The 14,161-nt window shown below is 45.9% G+C and carries 11 protein-coding genes; 10 read left to right on the top strand and 1 reads right to left on the bottom strand.

What is annotated here, in order from left to right; genetic code table 11:
- The first annotated feature begins 8 nt into the window (after positions 1 to 8).
- The 9 genes from AO382_RS03985 to AO382_RS03945 are packed head-to-tail and all read left to right on the top strand — an operon-like array spanning position 9 to position 12,172.
- Entirely contained in the window at positions 9 to 1,421 is a 1,413-nt protein-coding gene (locus tag AO382_RS03985) for an NADH-quinone oxidoreductase subunit F (protein WP_081261362.1), read from the top strand.
- A complete protein-coding gene (gene nuoG / locus AO382_RS03980; protein ID WP_064618385.1) occupies positions 1,421 to 4,465 on the top strand; it encodes an NADH-quinone oxidoreductase subunit NuoG in 3,045 nt (1,014 codons plus the stop codon). Before AO382_RS03985 ends, nuoG begins: the two co-directional genes overlap by 1 nt.
- Positions 4,465 to 5,496 carry an NADH-quinone oxidoreductase subunit NuoH gene (gene nuoH / locus AO382_RS03975; RefSeq protein WP_064618383.1) on the top strand — a complete coding sequence of 344 codons (1,032 nt, stop codon included), beginning with the start codon at positions 4,465 to 4,467 and terminating at the stop codon, positions 5,494 to 5,496. The genes nuoG and nuoH overlap by 1 nt, the downstream gene beginning before the upstream one ends.
- A gap of 12 nt (positions 5,497 to 5,508) precedes the next feature.
- Complete coding sequence (gene nuoI, locus AO382_RS03970; RefSeq protein WP_064618381.1) at positions 5,509 to 6,057, top strand: NADH-quinone oxidoreductase subunit NuoI; 549 nt, start codon at positions 5,509 to 5,511, stop codon at positions 6,055 to 6,057.
- Positions 6,054 to 6,695 carry an NADH-quinone oxidoreductase subunit J gene (nuoJ, locus tag AO382_RS03965; protein ID WP_081261360.1) on the top strand — a complete coding sequence of 214 codons (642 nt, stop codon included), beginning with the start codon at positions 6,054 to 6,056 and terminating at the stop codon, positions 6,693 to 6,695. The genes nuoI and nuoJ overlap by 4 nt, the downstream gene beginning before the upstream one ends.
- Positions 6,695 to 7,057 carry an NADH-quinone oxidoreductase subunit NuoK gene (gene nuoK, locus AO382_RS03960; protein ID WP_114800442.1) on the top strand — a complete coding sequence of 121 codons (363 nt, stop codon included), beginning with the start codon at positions 6,695 to 6,697 and terminating at the stop codon, positions 7,055 to 7,057. The genes nuoJ and nuoK overlap by 1 nt, the downstream gene beginning before the upstream one ends.
- Before the next feature lie 3 nt (positions 7,058 to 7,060).
- Positions 7,061 to 8,932, top strand: coding sequence for an NADH-quinone oxidoreductase subunit L (gene nuoL / locus AO382_RS03955; RefSeq protein ID WP_064618379.1), 1,872 nt, complete (start codon positions 7,061 to 7,063; stop codon positions 8,930 to 8,932).
- Between the two features lies 1 nt (position 8,933).
- Positions 8,934 to 10,691: an NADH-quinone oxidoreductase subunit M gene (nuoM, locus tag AO382_RS03950; RefSeq protein ID WP_064618377.1), complete on the top strand. Its 1,758-nt coding sequence runs from the start codon at positions 8,934 to 8,936 to the stop codon at positions 10,689 to 10,691.
- 2 nt (positions 10,692 to 10,693) lie between these two features.
- On the top strand, positions 10,694 to 12,172 hold the full coding sequence (locus AO382_RS03945) for an NADH-quinone oxidoreductase subunit N (protein WP_064618375.1): 1,479 nt from the start codon (positions 10,694 to 10,696) through the stop codon (positions 12,170 to 12,172).
- Between the two features lie 143 nt (positions 12,173 to 12,315).
- Here AO382_RS03945 and AO382_RS03940 read toward each other — a convergent pair whose 3' ends face one another.
- Complete coding sequence (locus AO382_RS03940) at positions 12,316 to 13,065, bottom strand: glutathione peroxidase (RefSeq protein WP_064618373.1); 750 nt, start codon at positions 13,063 to 13,065, stop codon at positions 12,316 to 12,318.
- A gap of 251 nt (positions 13,066 to 13,316) precedes the next feature.
- Between AO382_RS03940 and AO382_RS03935 the strand changes: the two genes are divergently transcribed.
- A complete protein-coding gene (locus AO382_RS03935; RefSeq protein ID WP_064618371.1) occupies positions 13,317 to 14,138 on the top strand; it encodes a ferredoxin--NADP reductase in 822 nt (273 codons plus the stop codon).
- Positions 14,139 to 14,161: the final 23 nt, after the last annotated feature.

The raw sequence follows: 14,161 nt of genomic DNA, 5'->3' as shown, positions 1-14,161 counted from the left end.
CCAACATGATGAGCGTGGCAGAGCAGATACAGGCGCGCAAAGAGGGGCTTGCCCCAAGTCAGCTCAATCGTCAGCGCATACCGATCTATGGCGTGGGCTTAGCAGAAGGTCAAGAGCCGACTTGTGAGACTCATCCCTTAACTTGGCGTTTATTTCATCAAGATGCTGTCTTAAAGCTGGCTGATTATTTGGCATTAAAAGGTTTTGACGGTCTAAAAATTGCCCTAAGTAAAACCTCCAAAGAAGTGGGCGAGATGATCAAAAATGCCAATGTGCGCGGCCGCGGCGGGGCAGGATTTAACGCAGGCTTGAAATGGACGTTTATGACGCCACCAGATGGAGGTGTGCGGTATTTGATTTGTAATGCTGACGAGATGGAACCTGGCACATTCAAAGACCGCCTATTGATGGAGCGCTTGCCATTTCAGCTGATTGAGGGGATGCTGATCAGTGCCTATGCCATCGGTGCGTCGGTGGGTTATATCTTTATTCGTGGCGAATACATCTTGGCAGCCAAGCGACTTGAAGCCGCGATCAAAGAGCTGCATGAGCATGGCTTGATGGGTGAGGGCATTTTAGGCAGCCAGTTTAATTTTGAGCTGCATGTGCACACAGGAGCGGGGCGGTATATTTGCGGTGAAGAGACAGCACTCATCAATTGCCTAGAAGGTCGCCGTGCCAACCCGCGCACCAAGCCGCCATTTCCCCAAGTCTCGGGAGCGTGGGGCAGACCCACAGTCGTCAATAATGTTGAGACGCTCAATAATATGTCAGCGATTATGATCAATGGCGTGGATTGGTATTTAAATCTACCAAAAGCCAAAGGCAAGTCTGACACCCCGGGCACCAAAATCATGGGTGTATCAGGACGAGTCAAGGATGCAGGGCTTTGGGAAGTGCCTTTTGGCTACACCGCAAGAGAGCTGATTGAATTGGCAGGTGGTATGCAAGAGGGGCTGAAGCTCAAAGCATGGCTACCAGGTGGCGCCAGTACGGACTTTTTGACCGCAAGCGATGAGCATTTGGATTTGGTGATGGATTTTGAACCGATCATGAAAGCAGGCTCACGCCTTGGTACCTGCCTGATGATGGTGGTGGACGAAACCCAGGATATGGTGAGTTTATCAAAAAATCTGCAACAGTTCTTTCAGCGTGAAAGCTGCGGCTGGTGTACGCCATGCCGTGATGGCTTGCCTTGGGGCGTGAAGATGCTAGATGCTATCGATAAAGGCGAAGGCAGACCTGAAGATATCGATAAACTGTCTGAGCTGACGCGCGATTTGTGGATTGGTAAGACATTTTGTGCGCACGCGCCAGGGGCGATGGAGCCTTTGATGAGTGCATTAAAATATTTCCGTCATGAATTTGACAATAAGATTAATTCAGCCGAAATCTCGGTGGATGCAGTGGGGAGCGAGTGATGGCAGTCATTCATATTGATGGTAAGACGGTCGAGGTTGATAGCACCGATAACCTATTACAAGCTTGTTTGTCGCTTGGCATTGATATTCCTTATTTTTGTTATCATCCTGCTTTGGGTTCTGTGGGATCGTGCCGTCAGTGTGCAGTCAAGCAATACAACAGTGCTGAAGATTATGAAGCAGGGCGTGGACGATTGGTGATGAGCTGCATGGTTGCGCCCACCAATGATATGTACATCTCTGTCAATGATGAAGAAGCCAAAGGATTTCGTAAGCGCATTGTTGAATATTTGATGACCAACCACCCCCATGATTGCCCAACTTGTGAAGAAGGGGGTCATTGCCACTTGCAAGACATGACCTATATGTCAGGGCATCGTGAGCGCCGCTATCGCTTCACCAAGCGAACGCATCATAACCAAGATTTAGGTCCATTTATCAATCATGAAATGAACCGCTGTATCGCTTGCTATCGCTGCGTACGTTTTTATAAAGACTATGCCGGCGGTGAAGATATGGGCGTGTATGCGTCAAATAATCGCGTCTATTTTGGTCGTGAAGCAGACGGTCAATTTGAAAGTGAGTTTAGTGGTAACTTAACTGAAGTTTGCCCAACAGGTGTATTCACTGATAAGACCCATTCTGATCGCTATAATCGCAAGTGGGATATGCAGTATGCGCCCAGTGTCTGTCATGGCTGCTCCACCGGCTGTAACATCTCAGCAGGCGAGCGCTACGGCGAGCTCCGTCGTATCGAGAACCGCTATAATCATGACGTGAATGGTTACTTTTTGTGCGATCGCGGACGCTTTGGCTATGGCTATGTCAACCGAGCGGATCGACCCATCCGCCCTTATCAAAACACTCCGTCAGGGAGAGTTGAGCTGAGCGCCGATGCTGCACTTGATCGTGTCCTTGAAATCATTCAAGACAAAAAAGTCATCGGCATCGGTAGTGTCCACACCAGTCTTGAAAATAATTTTGCACTCAAAAAACTGGTGGGTGATGCGCGATATAGCACCGGTCAGGCGATGGCGATGCAGTCTTTGACGGATCAGGCGGTTCAGCTTTTGCGTAACCAAGATATTTATAATCCTTCTGTGGCTCAAATTGAGCAGGCGGACGCGGTATTTATTTTGGGTGAAGACATCACTCAAACGTCAGCCCGTGTGGCATTGTCCGTACGCCAAGCAGCAAAAAATCAAGCCAAAGCCATGGCAACTGCCTTGCGCACAGATCATTGGCTTGCTGAACCAGTTAAGCGTATCGGGCAAACTGAGTATAGCCCCATTTATGTGGTTGATGTGGTCGATACCAAACTGGACGATATTGCCAAAGTCTCTGTCGTGGCAACCATCGAAGATGTGGCAAGATTGGGCTATTTGGTGGGTGAAATTATCGAAAGCTTTGATGTGCATTTGGATAATCTTCAAAAGCCCCAAATCGCTGCAGACGCTCAGATGCTTGAGCTTGCTTATCAAATCGCTGTGGATTTGGTCTCTGCCAATCAGCCGCTGATTATCTCTGGTACTTCATTACAATCACCGCAGGTTATTGACGCCGCCGGCTTTGTTTCTCAAGCTTTAAGCAATAAACGCCGCGCCATCAAAAAAACTAACGCTGATGAATTGGCGGCATATGAGCAAGCTCATGCAGCAGACATGCCAAGTCACGACCCGCAGCTGGCAGCTAAGCCTGAACATCCCGACACTCAAACCGATAAGGTCGAGCAAGCGCAAATCAGCCAGCCGCAGCCTAAGGCACTTGATGAGCATTTTGCACCGATTGCAGCGATTTATTTGGCACTGCCTGCCGCTAATAGTGTCGGCTTGTCGCTGCTTGGAGGCAGATCAATCGAAGAGGTTTTGGCAGAAGATTTTGATGTGCTGATTGTGCTTGAAAACGATCTAAGCCAAAGCGTTGGCATTAATGTACTGGAGAAAATCGCAGATAAAACGGTGATCGTTATAGATCATCAAAGCTATCCATGGCATGACCAAGCTGCCATGGTGCTATCTTCTGCCAGCTTTGCAGAAGCAGATGGTACTTTGGTCTCGGCAGAAGGTCGAGCACAGCGTTTCTTCCAAGTTTATGATAAAAAATATTATGAGCCGACCAGTGACATCAAAGAAGGCTGGAGATGGCTGTATGCGTTGGCTTATGAGTCTGGTAAGACTGCCAGTGCGGCACATCTGGATGAAGTGATTGCTGACATCGTGGCACATCACGATGATTTGGCACTGATTCAAGAGGCTGCACCAGCAGCGGACTATCGGATTATGGGTCTGAAGATCGCGCGTGAGCCACGTCGCTACTCTGGTCGTACAGCACTGCGCGCACCTTTATCAGTTCATGAGCCGATGCAGCCAAAAGATCTTGATACCGCTTTGACATTTTCTATGGAAGGTTATGTTGGTACTCAAACCAATCCTGCCAGCATTCCATTTGCTTGGGCAGCAGGCTGGAACTCGCCGCAGGCATGGAATAAATATCAAGATAAAGTGGGCGGTAAACTCAAAGGTGGCGATGTGGGCGTGCGCTTGTTTGATCATTTGCCCAAAACCACCCAAAGCTATACTTCGTCGCGCTCAATGATCCAAGATGTCCCAAATACCAGTGTCTTTAACGGCGTGGTGCGGCTTGTCCCAATTCATAATCTATTTAGTGCCAGTGCGATGGCAAGCCGTAGCCCAATTGTCGCCAATCAAATAAAACCGACTGGTTGGTATGTTAATAAAGAAGACGTTGATCTTTGGCAAGTCCGCACAGGGGATTTGTTAGCGATCGATTCGGTCTATGGGGAAATTGTCCTACCTGTTATTATCAGTGAATACATTCCTGATGGATGCATTGGCTATGGCGCAGGCGTCGTGCCGCTGAGCCCTAGAGTGCCAACAAAAATTAAGCGAGCAGACTCAGTGGCAGAGATTTTTGAGCCAAGCTATGTGTCGAGCCTAAAAAATCTTTCAAAGACATATCGCAATCCTTTATTTAAGGCGAGTGAAACACCGGTGCGCGTCACCCCAGTCATGGAGAGCGTGTGATGACGATTCGTATTATCCCAGAGATACCTTCATTTTTAACCAATACGATGAGCTTTGATGTTTGGTCATTGGTATTTTTGGTGGTGCAGGCACTGGTCATTTTTCTTGGCTTGGTGATGGTTGCTGCTTTAATGATCGTCTATGAGCGCCGTATGCTTGCGCTTTGGCAAGACCGCTATGGTCCAAACCGTGTCGGCTGGCAAGGGTCGCTGCAGCTGGTGGCGGATATGTTAAAAATTTTCTTTAAAGAAGATTGGACGCCTGAGTTTGCCGATAAAAAGATCTTTACATTGGCACCTGCCATTGCCATGTTTACCGCTTTGGCAAGTTTTGCCATCATTCCATTGTCACCAACCTTAGGGGCGGCAGATTGGAATATTGGTATTTTATTTTTCTTTGCCATGGCAGGCTTGGCGGTGTATGCAGTGATGTTTGGTGGATGGGCTTCTGCCAATAAATTTTCATTGCTTGGTGGTCTTCGATCATCTGCCCAAACCATCAGTTATGAAGTTTTTCTTGGACTATCCTTAATGGGCGTAGTGGCAATGGCAGGGTCATTTAACCTGCGTGAGATTGTCGAAGCCCAAACCGTGGTTTGGAATGTGATCCCTCAGTTTTTTGGTTTCTTGACCTTTGTGGTTGCAGGGGTCGCAGTGACGCATCGGCATCCTTTTGACCAGCCAGAAGCAGAACAAGAACTTGCCGAAGGTTATCATGTGGAATATTCTGGCATGAAGTTTGGCATGTTCTTTATTGGTGAGTATGTCAATGTGGTCGTCATTTCAGCACTAATGACTTGCTTGTTCTTTGGGGGTTGGCTTGCGCCTTTTGGGCTTGAGATACCTTTTATCCCACCGGTGATTTGGTTTATGCTCAAAACGTTATTTTTTATGACCTTGTTTGTTTTGGCTCGTGGTTCTTTGATGCGTCCACGCTATGATCAGGTGATGAATTTTGGCTGGAAAGTTTGTCTGCCGGTAACATTGGTGAATTTGCTTGTGACGGCTGCCGTCATACTTTCCGTACAATAAGGATGTGATATCATGCTTGCAACTCTAAAAAATACGGCAGTTGGCATCGCTAGTATCGTCCGTTCAATGTGGATGGTCAATACCCATGCGCTCAGACCACGCGACACGATTTTATACCCTGAACAGCCGGTACCAGTACCACCGCGTTTTCGTGGACGGATTATCTTGACGCGTGATCCTGATGGCGATGAGCGCTGTGTGGCGTGTAACTTATGCGCAGTTGCCTGTCCGGTAGGCTGTATCAGCTTACAAAAAGCAGAGCGCGAAGATGGACGCTGGTATCCTGAATTTTTCCGAATTAATTTTAGTCGCTGTGTGTTTTGTGGCATGTGTGAAGAAGCTTGTCCGACGACCGCCATTCAGCTGACACCTGATTTTGAGCTTGGTGAGTATAACCGCCAAAATCTGGTGTATGAAAAAGAGCATTTGCTTATCTCCGGTCCCGGCAAATATCCTGATTATAACTATTATCGAGTAACAGGGATGGCGACCGAAAATCAACCCAAAGGGTCGCATCAAAATGAAGCGGCACCGGTTGATGTGCGGAGTTTATTACCATGATGAATGTATTATTACAATGGCTCAGCGATGCCAATGTGGTTGGCTTTTATGCGCTGGCAGCAGTGGCTGTATTTGCCAGTTTTAGGGTGGTGACACACGCCAATCCTGTCCATGCCATTTTATCGATGATTGTATCGCTTTTAGCGGTGGCAGGAATTTTCTTTATTTTGGGTGCGCCTTTTGCAGGCGTTCTTGAAGTCATTGTTTATGCTGGCGCGATTTTGGTGCTGTTTGTCTTTGTAATCATGATGCTCAATCTGGGCACGGACATGAGCGAAGAAAAAACTTGGCTTAGCTCAAGCGCTTGGGCGACACCTGTGTGCTTGACACTGATTATTGGTGGAGTGCTGACGGCATTTATTTTGAGCTCCCCAACTGCAGCAGTGTCCTTATCCGGCAATACCATTGATCCCAAGCAGGTTGGTATCAGCTTATTTACCCAATACGTGTTATTGGTAGAAGTAGCGGCATTTTTATTACTTGGAGCGTTGGTTGCGGCATACCATTTGGGCAAAAAAGCGCTTGATGATGAGAATTTTAGCCACTACCAAGAGTCAGAAGATGGTGCTCATGTAGCCAATCATCAGCCAGATGGTCCCGTATTTACAGACCATACAAAGCGCAAAGGGGGTTTTTGATGACCATAGCAGCAGTTAATGAAGCAAGCGCTCAAGCGGGCGTGGCATTGGCAGGCTTGGGCATCCCTGCTTCACATGCGCTGATTTTATCGGCATTACTTTTTGCCATCGGTTTGGCGGGTGTGATGGCTCGTCGAAACATTTTATTTATGTTGATGAGTCTTGAGATTATGATGAACTCTGCTGCCTTAGCATTTGTAGTCGGCGGCAATATGTGGGGCAGTGCTGATGGTCAAATCATGTTTATTTTTGTGCTGACACTGGCGGCAGCTGAGGCGGCGATTGGACTTGCGATTTTGCTCCAATTCTATCACCGCTTTAGAAATCTCGATGTCAATCAAGCCAATAAGTTAAAGGGGTAAGATATGAGTATGCTGATGTGGACTTTTATTTGCCCACTCATTGGATTTTTAATTTTAGCTAGCTTGCGCGACCGCCTTTCTCAGATGGCGGCGACCATCGTGGGCGTCGGCTCGATGCTGCTGTCAGCCATTGCAGCTGCCATGGCATCTATGGATTATTTACAAAACTATTCAGGACAGGTGGTTAATATTCCTTTGTGGACATGGCTAAAAGTGGGTGAATTTGCGCCGGCATTTGGCTTGTTGTTTGATGGCTTGACTCTGACTATGACAGGCATCATCACTGGCGTTGGCTTTTTAATTCATCTGTTCGCTTCTTGGTACATGAACGGCGAGGCTGGATTTGCCAGATTTTTTAGTTATCTGAATTTATTCGTTGCAAGTATGTTATTGCTGGTACAGGCGGATAATTTATTGCTACTTTATCTTGGCTGGGAAGGCGTAGGTATTTGTTCGTATCTTTTGATTGGATTTTATTTCCATGAGCGTGCCAATGGACGCGCCGCCATTAAAGCATTTACAGTGACGCGCGTTGGTGATGTCTTCTTGGCGATTGGTCTGTTTATATTATTCCGTGAGTTTGGCACGCTAACGATCAGCGATATTATCATGCGTGCCCCTGAGATGTTTGGTGTCAATAACCCAAACTTAGTGCTGGCTGCGATGATGCTTGTTGGTGGTGCTTGGGGTAAATCAGCTCAAATCCCATTACACACTTGGCTTGCCGATGCGATGGCAGGTCCTACACCTGTATCTGCACTCATTCACGCTGCGACCATGGTAACAGCAGGGGTGTATTTGATCGCTCGCATGCATCCTGTGTTTATCTTAACGCCTGAAATTTTACTATATTGGGTGGGTGGCGTTGGCGCTATCTCAATGTTGGTGGCTGGATTTTGTGCGTTGGCACAAACAGACATCAAGCGTATTTTGGCTTATTCAACCATGAGTCAGCTGGGATATATGTTTATTGCTTTGGGCGTTGGTGCATGGCAAGCTGCGATTTTCCATCTGATGACGCATGCGTTTTTTAAGGCGCTGCTGTTCTTAGCTTCTGGCGCGGTGATTTTATCAGTACATCACGAGCAAAACATCTTTAAGATGGGCGGACTGGCAAAGAAAATTCCTTTGGTGTTTGCCTGCTTTGTCGTCGGTGGCGGCGCACTGGTAGCGCTGCCTTGGGTGACTGTCGGCTTTTATTCTAAAGAGGCGATCCTTTGGGAAGCTTATGCCGGTGGCTATCAGACTTTATTTTGGGCAGGTGTCTTTGGCGCGTTTTTGACTTCTGTTTATACTTTCCGCTTGATATGGATCACCTTTTTTGGTGAAGAAAAAACCCATGCCGAAAAACTCTCAGGCATCTCTTATTGGCTACCTTTGTCTGTGTTATTGGTGCTCTCAACGGGTATCGGTGCGATGATCATTCCGCCATTGAATGATGTGCTGCCGCTGGGCGCAGGTCAGCTGCTTGAGCAAGCAGGTAATGCAGATGCCAAACATACGGCTGAATATATCGCGATGGCATTTATGGCGGCAGGTTTGGCGCTAGGCGTGGTGTTATATGCGCTCAATCAAGGCAGACTGCTTAACAGTTTCAAACAAACTCGTCTAGGCGGTGCGCTGTATCATTGGTGTTATCATGGTTTGGGTTTTGATGCTTTGTATGACATTGTTTTTGTTAAGCCATTTTTGGGCATCACCAAGATCTTGAAATCCGATCCGATTGATCGCCTAATTAATATCTTACCTCTGGGTGCATCATTGGGTAATAAATTAACAACAAAAACCCAAACTGGGCTTTTGCGCACTCATGCCATCGGCTTTGGTGCAGGTCTGGCGGTTATTTTAATCTTAGCATTGATGGTGGTGGTGTAACATGGCATTAGAACAAAACTGGATACTGCCAGCATTGATCGCAATTCCATTTATTGCAGGCTTACTGTGCTGGTTAATTGAAAAAGTCAGTGATCGACTGCCGCGCTGGATTGCGCTGATCGGCATGATCATTACTTTTATTTTGACCTTGGTGCTTTGGCAGCAAGGAAATTTTAATACGCTACTGGTGACAGATGCGCCTGTCAGTGGCGAGACCTTACCTTGGGCGGCGCAGTTTATCCTGCCATGGATTCCAAGTTTTGGCATTAAATTTCATTTGGCTATGGACGGCTTGTCTTTGCTGATGATTGCTCTGACGGCGTTTTTGGGTATCATGGCGGTGGGCTGTTCGTGGGGCGAAATTCAGCGCCGTGTCGGATTTTTTCATCTTAATCTGCTGTGGTCACTAGGCGGCGTGATTGGCGTATTTTTAGCCATTGATTTGTTTTTATTTTTCTTCTTTTGGGAATTGATGCTACTGCCAATTTATTTTTTGATTGCACTTTGGGGACATAATGCCACAGGTGGTAAGACCAAAGAATACGCAGCAACCAAATTCTTTATTTACACACAAGCCTCAGGCTTGATTATGCTGATTGGCATTTTATTGCTGGTCATCATTCATTTTAGCCAAACTGGGGTGCTAAGTTTTGATTATCATGACCTCTTGGGTGTAGATCTGGGTGGTTGGGAATACATCATCATGCTTTGCTTCTTTATTGGTTTTGCTGTTAAGCTACCAGTCTTCCCTTTGCATGGCTGGCTGCCAGATGCGCACGCCCAGGCGCCTACGGCAGGCTCGGTAGACTTGGCTGGGATTTTGATTAAGACTGCGGCGTTTGGCTTGTTGCGCTTTGTGATTCCACTGTTCCCAAATGCTTCAGCAGAATTTGCGCCGGTGGCGATCACTTTGGGTATGATTGGTGTATTTTATGGCGCATTTTTGGCATTTGCGCAGACGGATATTAAGCGTCTATTGGCTTATACCAGCGTATCGCACATGGGCTTTGTTGTTTTGGCAATTTATGACGGCAGTCTGATTTCATTACAAGGACTAATGGTGCAGATGATTGCGCATGGTCTTTCAAGTGCGGCGCTATTCATCATGGCGGGTCAATTATACGAGCGCCTGCATACGCGTGACATGACTTTGATGGGCGGTATGTGGGGTCAATTTCGCTATATTGCACCGCTGCTCATGTTCTTTAGCGCGGCATTGTTAGGCATACCAGGTACGGGTAACTTTATCGGTGAGATTTTGATTTTGATTGGTTCTTTTGCCAAACATCCGATCTTTGTTACGCTTGCTACAGCAAGCCTTGTGATGGCAGGTTTGTATTCTTTGATTATGATTTATCGTGCATTATTCGGTCAAAATACCACGCTTGATTTGGTGAAGCAAAATCATGGCACGCTAAAAGATTTGGGCAAGCGTGAATTGGCGCTGCTGCTTTCTTTGGCGATTGGATTGGTGTGGCTTGGCTTGTATCCTCAGCCTGTTATGGATAAATCCGAAGGATCGATGCAGTGGATCGCAAGTGCTTATGCCCATGATGTGACCATGGCGACTGAGCCTAAGCATGGCATTCGCCTAATTGAAGGGAATATGGGCGATTACATGCACACCCATCACCATGAGCTGCATGGTCAACGGTATGATGCTGGTATGCATCATCATGAAGGGTTTGACCATCATCACGATCATGATCACGCAGGTCATGAGCACCACCAAGACCACCAAACCAAGCAGGGAGAATAATCATGAATCCTATGATTTTTGAATCTATTTTATCGATACTGCCTGCTGTGGTGGTGGCGCTCACTGCACTCATCGTGATGATTGCCATTGCTGTCAAGCGCTCTCATTTTTGGACAGCAACGCTCAGCGTTGCAGGTCTGAACATTGCCTTACTGGCAGTTGTCGCTCAAGCGTTAGGCTTGGTGCCTGCAGGTGCATCTTTTGGTGGGCTGTTTGTCTTTGATGGCTTTGCGATTTTTAATATGGGCGTGATTTTGATCGCAGCGCTGGCTTGTTGTACATTGGCTTATGGCTATTTTGAGACATTAAAAGATCATAAAGATGAGCTGTATTTGCTCATGCTAATCTCTACCTTAGGGGCGATGCTGATGACAGGCGCAGAGCATTTGGCGGCATTTTTTATGTCGCTTGAGCTACTGTCTGTGCCGATGTATGGCATGTTAGCATACACTTTCTTGCGCTCTAGATCGCTTGAGTCAGGTTTAAAATATCTGATCATGTCTGCCACAGCTTCCGTGACGTTACTCATGGGGATGGCGCTGATCTTTGCTGATACAGGTGCTTTATTCTTCAAAGATTTGGCAAGAAATCTTTTGGTTGGCAATCTGTCTAGCTTGAGTGTGGTTGGAGCGGTGATGATGTTGGCAGCTGTGGCATTTAAATTATCAGCAGCGCCATTTCATTCATGGGTATCAGATGTCTATGAAGGCGCGCCAGCACCGATCGCTGCTTTTTTGGCAAGTGTAAGTAAAGTAGCTATGATGGCGCTTGCACTCAGATTCTTTGTGGGCAGTATGTCCACCGCCATGTCAGCTTTTGACACGATTTTGATTGTTGTCATTGTTTTGTCTATTTTAATGGGTAACTTGCTTGCAATCAGCCAAAATAACATTAAGCGTATGCTTGCGTATTCTTCGATTGCGCACATTGGCTATGCTTTGATTGCACTTTTATCGATCGGAGCGGGCAGCTTACCTTTGGTGAGTATGTATATGGCAGTTTATGCACTGACATCTATTGGAGCGTTTGGGGTAATCACCCTTATGTCAAGTCCATATCGTGAGCGTGGACGCACTTCGATCAGTGGTGAAGCGGATGACCTGCGTTTTTATCAAGGATTATTTTGGCGTCGTCCCGTTCTAACGGCGGTGCTGACTGTGATGCTACTATCATTGGCAGGTATTCCGCTGACGGCAGGATTTATTACCAAATTTACCATGTTCTTTGCAGCTGTACAAGGCGTGCGCTTTTGGGCAGCTGGCATGATTATTTTGGGTAGTGCCATCGGTTTGTATTATTATTTGCGTATTTTGGTCAATCTGTACCAAAAACCCAAAGTCAATCTTGAGTTTGATGCACACCAACATTGGGGCGTTAAGGCAGGTGGAGTCATGGTGATGATTATCACTGCGCTGATCGTTGTCTTTGGTGTACTACCAGAAGCAATGATGCAAATGGCTGCCCGAGCAGTGATGCTGTAATAAAGATTACGATTTATCAGTAAATCAGCACCCAAATGAGTGCTGATTTACATTTATGCCAAATCTTGACATATCACTGAAGTTAAACCTTGACAATAAAAAAGAGCTTAATCATAAGCTCTTTTTATCGTATCGTCAGAAAATTAAACGGCACAGTCATCACTTGCCAAATAAGTTTCAAGCTCTTCTGAACCGCCGATGCGTTTGCCACCAACAAAGACTTGTGGCACTGTCTCATGACCAGTGATGGCACGAACACTTGTCATGCTGGCATCTCGACCAAGTACAACTTCTTCATATGCAACGCCATGAGATTTTAAAGCCTCTTTAGCCTTGGCACAAAAATCACAACCAGGCTTGGTAATAATGGTTACAGATGGCTTCTCTTCCCAGTCTGGATTTAAAAATTTGATCATGGTGTCAGCATCTGAAACCTCAAACGGATCGCCATCTTTTTCGGGCTCATCAAAGATTTTGACAATCACGCCATCATCAACAAGCATCGAATAACGCCATGAACGCTTACCAAAGCCCAAATCTTCTTTGCCAACCAAACGATTCATGCCTTCGGTAAACTCACCATTACCATCTGGGATTAAAGTTATCTTGTCGCTTTCTTGGTCGTCTGCCCAAGCATTCATCACAAAGGTATCATTCACCGATACGCACAAAATATCATCAATGCCCAATTTTTTAAATTCATCTGCCAATTCATTATAACGCGGCAAATGTGTTGATGAACAAGTCGGCGTAAAGGCACCTGGTAATGAAAAAACCACGACTTTTTTACCACTAAAAAGCTCATCAGTGTTCACATCAACCCATTGATCATCTTGGCGTGTATGAAATACAGCATTTGGGACTTTTTGTCCTGTCATGTCTTTAAAAGCCATAATAATTTTCCTTTTGGTTGTGATAAAACTTGTATGAAAAAAATTGATAGTATTTAATTTATATTTATTATATAAGAATATTTATTAATATTTCAAGTGATAATTTTAAAGGCAATCAAGGCAGTTTTTTGGATTTGATGCGTGACTGATGATTTGACTAAAGCTAAATTATCAGTCAAAATACACAATAAAAGTCCAATGTCTGTTAAGATGACATTGGTGATTAAGATGATAATGGTGAAGAGAACATCATGAGTGATGACAAAGCAGTGACATTGACGGTGCTATCAAAGACAGTTTGGTCGCCCAATTTATTTAGTTTTACGACAACCAGACCTGAGGGTTTTCGGTTTGAGGCAGGGCAATTTGTTCGGCTGGGATTATGTGCAGATGAGCTGATTTATTATCAAGATAAGCGTCAAGATACGCTTAAATCTGAGAGTGCCAGTCCAATTTTTCGTGCGTATTCTGTGGTATCGTCTCCGTATGATGAGACACTTGAGTTTTTTTCGGTGGTGGTGGCTGATGGGGAGTTTACATCACAGCTTCAATACTTACAAGCAGGCGATCAGTTGTATCTTAATACAATACCATTTGGGTTTTTGACGCTATCACGCTATCAAGAACCGACGCCAAAAACATTATGGTTATTGGCAACTGGGACAGGGCTTGCACCATTTTTATCCATTCTGCAGGATTTGTATGCTTGGGAACACTATGATGACATTGTGCTTGTATACAGTGCACGAACCCAAAGTGAATTGGCGTATCAAGACAAAATTCATTCATTGGCAACACGCTTTGGGGGGTTGGTGGATAATCCTGCTCGTTTTTATTATGTGCCTATCGTAACGCGTGAAAAAGTCGCTGGCTGTTTATCTGAGCGTATTCCAAGCTTAATTGATCATGGTGAGCTTGCCAAGACAACAGGGGTAGCACTCGACACCCAATCGCATGCCATGCTGTGTGGTAATCCACAAATGGTTGAGGATACCAAAGAAGCACTCAAAGCGCAGGGGCTTAGCATGAATCGTCGTGGTGTCGGTAATATTGCCGTAGAAAATTATTGGTAAAAATCACCAGCATACGCTTAGTT

This window comes from Moraxella catarrhalis (assembly GCF_001656295.1).
GTDB classification, from domain to species: Bacteria; Pseudomonadota; Gammaproteobacteria; order Pseudomonadales; family Moraxellaceae; genus Moraxella; species Moraxella veridica.
The sequence above is the reverse complement of the archived record's forward strand: the minus strand, read 5'-3'. Positions and strand labels throughout refer to the sequence as shown.

Coding starts and splice junctions, on each gene's coding strand:
- AO382_RS03985 (WP_081261362.1), top strand. CDS start 9: ATGAGCGTGGCAGAGCAGATACAGGCGCGCAAAGAGGGGCTTGCCCCA.
- nuoG (WP_064618385.1), top strand. CDS start 1,421: ATGGCAGTCATTCATATTGATGGTAAGACGGTCGAGGTTGATAGCACC.
- nuoH (WP_064618383.1), top strand. CDS start 4,465: ATGACGATTCGTATTATCCCAGAGATACCTTCATTTTTAACCAATACG.
- nuoI (WP_064618381.1), top strand. CDS start 5,509: ATGCTTGCAACTCTAAAAAATACGGCAGTTGGCATCGCTAGTATCGTC.
- nuoJ (WP_081261360.1), top strand. CDS start 6,054: ATGATGAATGTATTATTACAATGGCTCAGCGATGCCAATGTGGTTGGC.
- nuoK (WP_114800442.1), top strand. CDS start 6,695: ATGACCATAGCAGCAGTTAATGAAGCAAGCGCTCAAGCGGGCGTGGCA.
- nuoL (WP_064618379.1), top strand. CDS start 7,061: ATGAGTATGCTGATGTGGACTTTTATTTGCCCACTCATTGGATTTTTA.
- nuoM (WP_064618377.1), top strand. CDS start 8,934: ATGGCATTAGAACAAAACTGGATACTGCCAGCATTGATCGCAATTCCA.
- AO382_RS03945 (WP_064618375.1), top strand. CDS start 10,694: ATGAATCCTATGATTTTTGAATCTATTTTATCGATACTGCCTGCTGTG.
- AO382_RS03940 (WP_064618373.1), bottom strand. CDS start 13,065: ATGGCTTTTAAAGACATGACAGGACAAAAAGTCCCAAATGCTGTATTT.
- AO382_RS03935 (WP_064618371.1), top strand. CDS start 13,317: ATGAGTGATGACAAAGCAGTGACATTGACGGTGCTATCAAAGACAGTT.